Genomic DNA, 5,208 nt, shown 5'->3' with positions numbered 1-5,208 from the left:
TGGCGGATTCACGCCCGCCGTGAACGGCGGGATTCTCTCCTCGAAGAAAGATAGACGAGAGAACACGCGACGAAGATAGTTCCGGCGACGCTTCAACCGCACGACACCGACGACCCATTCATATATATGTACGACTCGAAGAGCGAACCAAGAATTTGAGTGCAGGAGCGAGAATCGTTACTGGCTGGGTAGGCCGTGGGTGTTCACTTCGGATGTTCTATGACTCTCTGACTGGTCGATTCAAGAAATCATCCTAGAGGGCCTGGACTGCCCACTATCTTTATGACTTATGGGGTCATAGGACATAGGTAGGTAGAGGATGGACGGGAACCACCCGCTAGAACTGAACCGCGCGGTCCCTGGCGGTCGCGTGGAGATGTTCGCTATCCCCGACGACGAATACCCCGGCGGGTGGTTCTACCGGTTCCAGTACTATCACCCGGAAGAGGGAGAGATACTGCGCTTCGACAACGCCCACGATGACGACGATATCGGCTGGCATCACCGACACGTCAACTTCGGGACGGACAACGAGATCACGTTCCAGAGTATAACCGCGCATGTCGCTCGCTTCCTTCAGGAAGTCGCCCACCTCACTCACACCGAGGACACAAACAATGACTGACCCCACCGACAACGGATGGCCCGACAAGTACAGCGATCCTCGTGACCGCCCCCACCCTAGCGTGCTCCGTGTCACTGTGGAGTCGTTCGATGAAATGCGTGAGGACACCCTCGATACCGTTAGTGCTCTTAGCGAAGGCGAGGAACAGGCCGCGGTCGTGTCGTTCCCAACTGTCGGTGAGCTGCGGAAGATCCTCACCGACCGCCGACTCGAACTCCTCCAAACGCTCATGGAGACCGAGGGGGCGGCCGAAAGTATTACGGCACTCGCGGAAGACCTCGATAGGGACTACCGAACGGTCCACGACGATGTCTCGCTGCTCGCCGACTACGGGCTGCTGTTCGTCATCGAGGAGGGGAAGGCGAAGCGGCCGTACCTGCCCTACGAGCGTATCCACCTTGATGTCGAACTCGTCGGAGTGCGCGGTGGCGAGGAAGAGGCCCCGGCGTGATTAGGGCGATATCGCCTTGGGCCTGTTCAGGTAGCTATCTCTGGCTACCGAATACGAATACACGGCTTTGTTGAAACCCTCTTAGTCAGATACTATCTTCAGTGAAACAGCCGATAAGTGGGGTTGCGAATCTAACGATAACCAGTTTGGTCGAGTTGTTTACCGTTGACACGGGACGGTCACGTCGTCGGTCAGGAGGGAACGTCGAACTGGATGGCTATAGCTTGCTCGTCCGCGTTCTCCGAGTCCTGTAGCTCCGGTTCGATGAGTCCGAAGTAGACGAACCTGTACGCCCCGCTCGTGATCGGTTCCCTGATCCGCATTCCTTCACGCTCGTTGGATCCCTCCTCCCCAGTGTGTATCTCCCACGTGAATCCGGATCCCGGTTCGTGCTCGACCCAATCACTTCCCCAATCCCGATCCGAAGTCACACAGTAGATCGAGCGCCACTCATCTTCGACCCATTGTTGGATGTCGTACAGCACCTTTGATTCTGTGAAAAGAGAGTAGTCGTTCGCCTCGTTTCTCAATGTCACCAGTACGTTTTGCTCTTTGACCTCGTTCTCCATCACGAGATTGCCCATGTTATTTCCTATGATAGACACGTTTCCGACGGTTGCTTCAATCGGGGTTGTACACGTTAGATTTCGCAGACTACTGCACCCGGATATTGTCGGGATAGCAAATGTTCCGATAAATTTGAATACTTCTCTTTTTCTCATAGTTCTGAATTCCGTTCCTCAGATGAAAGGTAGAACTTACGTTGGACGATTCTTTCTCTCTGGCTTGGTTACCCTTTTGAGTCCCTCTCCGAGTAGCAAACCGACTATCGCTAATACACCGGAAATGGGAATTGCGCTACCGAGTCCCCAGATCAGAATATCAACAACCCCCATAGTTGTAACTGGGGCAAAAAGATTGAGCGTGAAGGCCAGAACTGGCCCGAGGGCGATTATCCACCCGTTGAGGAAGTTCCCGCCGCAGTATACGTAGTACGCAACTGCGGCGACAACCAGTATCGCAGTTCCCTTAACAATGTCTGACTGGACTGAGGTAGACGGTTTTAGGTTCCAAACCCGCAAAGCGGTTAACGTGGTCAAAAAGACAGCGAATACGAACGCCGACCCAACAATCTCTTTCCGGCGCTCCATGAGTTCCATAGAGTTTGATTCTTTCCTGTAGAGTGAATATCTTGGGGTGGTAAGAAGTCTCTCTGTACTTACCGATCGAGAAATCCAGCGTGGCAACAGGACTGTAATAGACTCGAGGGACAGTACACGCTCCACTACAGCCATTGGGGCGCAGCGAACCTGAAGCTCAAGCACCGAATCTCGGCTGAATCGCCGTTCGGTGGCGACGACACCGACTCCAAGTGGGCGAAACAGCTGCTGGCGGAACTGGCCGATGGCCTCGAGGCAGATGCGGTCGACGGCTACCTCGCTGGCGAGGATCGACCGTCGACGGTCGCCGAGCCGAAGCCCCGCGCCACCGGGCTCACCCTCGACGAGATCGTCGCTGACCACCTCGACTACCTCCACCACGAGGCGTTCTTCGTGGTGTCGACGACGTTCGAGGTGACCGCCTATCGGACGCTGTGGTTCGGCCTCCAGTACGACTCGGAGACGGTCGAACAGGGAGAAACAGTCGGGAATGGCGCGCTTGCGACGGTGCGTTGGTACGACGGCGAGCCGGTCGGCGATATGCTCGAGGAGGGCGTCTTCACGCCGTCGACGGCGAGACAGTACCTGAAACGGAAGCTGGCCGAGCGAGTCGGAAACCGACAGGAGCTGCGCATTCCGACCGGAGAATCACCCTTCGAGAAGGCGAGCCAGAACCACTCCTAGTTCGATCTGCTTCGTGGCAGCTGCTGTTTTTCAGGGGCCGGAATGGGTGAGCCCCGCCATAGATCGTGATTCGATGTCTCAATCGAGTTTGAGATATCCCGGACAGGATCGGTGGTTCGGGAAATTGAAAAAGAACGGATGATCGTCAGCATACCGTTCGATGGCCCGTTCTGTCATCCGAGTGGATAACCCTTGGCGCCGATGATCCGGGTGGACCGCGGTCGCTGGAACCGCCGATTAGTGGATCACTCGACAATCACGTCGAGGGCGATATCCTCGTTGGCTCCTGCGACCGAAGTGAAGTCGCCGTTGGGGCTGATAGTCACGTCCCCGCTCAGGGTGAAGCCGTTCGTGAGCGCCGCGGCGTCGCTCTCGATCACGAGGTACTGGATGTCGCGAGTTGACCCATCACCGTCGTCGTTACTTGCCGCGAAGCTGGCAGGTCCGACCAGTGTCGTCGCCGAGCCGTCGGTCGTCACTGCGACATTGGCGACGGAGACGGTCGCCTCGTTTGCCTTCGCCTGCAGCCCGATGCGGCCCGCAGGCGCGCTCACGCCCGAAACCGTCGAGGTGACGGCGTCGTTGGCGAGCGCGAAGGTCCCGGTGGCGGCGTTAGCGTCGTAGCTGAACGTGAACGGCGTCGACTGGCCGAAGAACGGCGCCCAGTCGATGTTTTTCCCGTCGCCCGTGGGGCTGGCCATCCCAGTCGTTAGCTCCTTCTCCGCGGCTCCGCCGCTGTCGCCGTAGCGGGCTCGGCCGGTGATCATCTTGGAGGCGAATGACTCGCCGCCGGTACCGTAGCCGCCGTTGGCGTTCACCGATGGGCTCACGTCGACGAAGCCGGATCCTACGTCGGTCGCCACGACGGCGTTGTGGCGGGCCTGAACCGCGTGGAAGTTCAAGCTGAAGCCCAAGATATCCGACTGGATCTCGTTGCCCACGCTGGTCGGTACGTGGAACTCGAACAGCAGGCAGGGATTGAAGAACTCGCCCAGATTGTCGGTACCAGGGACTGGGTCGGCCGCGACGGTCGTGGGGTCAGCATCGAACAGATACTCATTCGCGAAGAACTCACGGAGCGTCCCGCTGAAGACGTCTCCTTTTGCCGTGCCGGGGGCGTACTGCGACGCGTTGTTCCCGCCCGTGTTGGTGAAGGTCCCGTCCGAGTAGGAAACATCGACCAGGAGCGCGTCGAGTAGCTCACCCTCGCCGGCGGCGTCGCCGGGGGTGTTGCTATCACCGTCCGCGGCCGTCGTCGGCTCGGGCTCGGTGTAACCGTTCTCGCTGTCCTGGGTCACTTCGCCGGAGAGGGTGACGAAGCCAGGGTTGTCGATTATCTGGAAGCAGAACTCACCGAATCCCCAGTCGCCGGGCTTCAGGTCGTCGACGACGTACCCGAAGGAGGACTCGCTGACGGACTGGCCGCCCGCCATCGAGTTCACGCCGTCGATGATGCCGTTACTCTGGCCGAAGAGGGGTTCGCCGGGCTCGTTGTACTGGCCGTGGAACCGTACCCGCAGGTCAAACTCACCGGCCTGAAGGCTGTTGCCCTCGAAGGACTCGGTATCGTGGAAGTAGGCTGTGGTCCCCAGCCCGGCGCCCGCTGAGGCCAGGCCGACAGTGCCGAGTCCGAGGAGGACGTTACGTCGCGTTGCAGTGATGTCTTGCTTGCTCATGTGCGTTCTCCCCAATGAGGGACGGTGACCTATGTACGAGCAGCCACGCCGTCCCCGAACAGACCCTTCGCGGCCTCCGAACGACCGCTTCAGGCCCGGCTGGCTGGTAACAGGCTACCCATACCGAATGCAGTTGACGACTCCGTCGGATCCGGACCCCTGATCCGGTTTCGGAGCCCGCCAGTTTGGCGTGTCAGGTCGAGACCGTCGCAGAGTGGTCCGACCGCGTCGGGATCGTGCCGACCCCGAACGCGACCGTCCGGCGACATGGTGGAGGCCGGCGCAGCGGTCGACTCGCGGGCGAAACGGTTCGCTGAAAACGAGAATATCGTCGGATGTCGGCAAACGCATCCGCCGGAACGGCTTCCCGTTCCCCGGGCGTGTCCGCGGTGGCACGATCCTGGTCGGAAAGGATCAGTCGACCCAAATCGCGGCTGTCGCCCCGTCACGAGCCATCGCCGCGGGCGCCGTTTCGGTCTCCGTCGGCGTGTTCGCGTCAGTCGGAGGGGCCGGCGTAGCTGTCTCCGTTGGTGTCGGCGTGGCTGTCTCCGTCGCAGTTTCGTTGGTGGTTGGTGTGGCGGTGGTGGTTTCGTTGGTGGTTGGTGTGGCGGT

General features: G+C 59.5%; 4 protein-coding genes and 2 pseudogenes. 3 read left to right on the top strand and 3 right to left on the bottom strand.

The window, feature by feature from the left end; translation table 11 throughout:
• Positions 1-319: 319 nt before the first annotated feature.
• Both BMZ83_RS15950 and BMZ83_RS15945 read left to right on the top strand, forming a co-directional pair.
• Positions 320-625: a toxin-antitoxin system TumE family protein gene (locus BMZ83_RS15950; RefSeq protein WP_074880973.1), complete on the top strand. Its 306-nt coding sequence runs from the start codon at positions 320-322 to the stop codon at positions 623-625.
• Positions 618-1,076: an HVO_A0114 family putative DNA-binding protein gene (locus BMZ83_RS15945; RefSeq protein ID WP_074880970.1), complete on the top strand. Its 459-nt coding sequence runs from the start codon at positions 618-620 to the stop codon at positions 1,074-1,076. The genes BMZ83_RS15950 and BMZ83_RS15945 overlap by 8 nt, the downstream gene beginning before the upstream one ends.
• 191 nt (positions 1,077-1,267) lie before the next feature.
• Here BMZ83_RS15945 and BMZ83_RS15940 read toward each other — a convergent pair whose 3' ends face one another.
• The gene (locus BMZ83_RS15940) at positions 1,268-1,645 is read right to left on the bottom strand and encodes a hypothetical protein (protein ID WP_074880967.1); all 378 of its coding nucleotides are present in this window, start codon (positions 1,643-1,645) and stop codon (positions 1,268-1,270) included.
• A gap of 690 nt (positions 1,646-2,335) precedes the next feature.
• Here BMZ83_RS15940 and BMZ83_RS15930 point away from each other — a divergent pair.
• Positions 2,336-2,920: pseudogene (locus BMZ83_RS15930) on the top strand (DUF6735 family protein); the annotation flags it as partial.
• Between the two features lie 78 nt (positions 2,921-2,998).
• Here BMZ83_RS15930 and BMZ83_RS17495 read toward each other — a convergent pair.
• Positions 2,999-3,139, bottom strand: a pseudogene (locus BMZ83_RS17495) (GNAT family N-acetyltransferase); the annotation flags it as partial.
• A gap of 26 nt (positions 3,140-3,165) precedes the next feature.
• On the bottom strand, positions 3,166-4,596 hold the full coding sequence (locus tag BMZ83_RS15920) for a SipW-dependent-type signal peptide-containing protein (protein WP_074880964.1): 1,431 nt from the start codon (positions 4,594-4,596) through the stop codon (positions 3,166-3,168).
• Positions 4,597-5,208 lie beyond the last annotated feature (612 nt).

This window comes from Halolamina pelagica, from assembly GCF_900115675.1.
Taxonomy (GTDB): Archaea; Halobacteriota; Halobacteria; order Halobacteriales; family Haloferacaceae; genus Halolamina; species Halolamina pelagica.
This window is presented reverse-complemented; position numbering and strand designations above follow the sequence as displayed.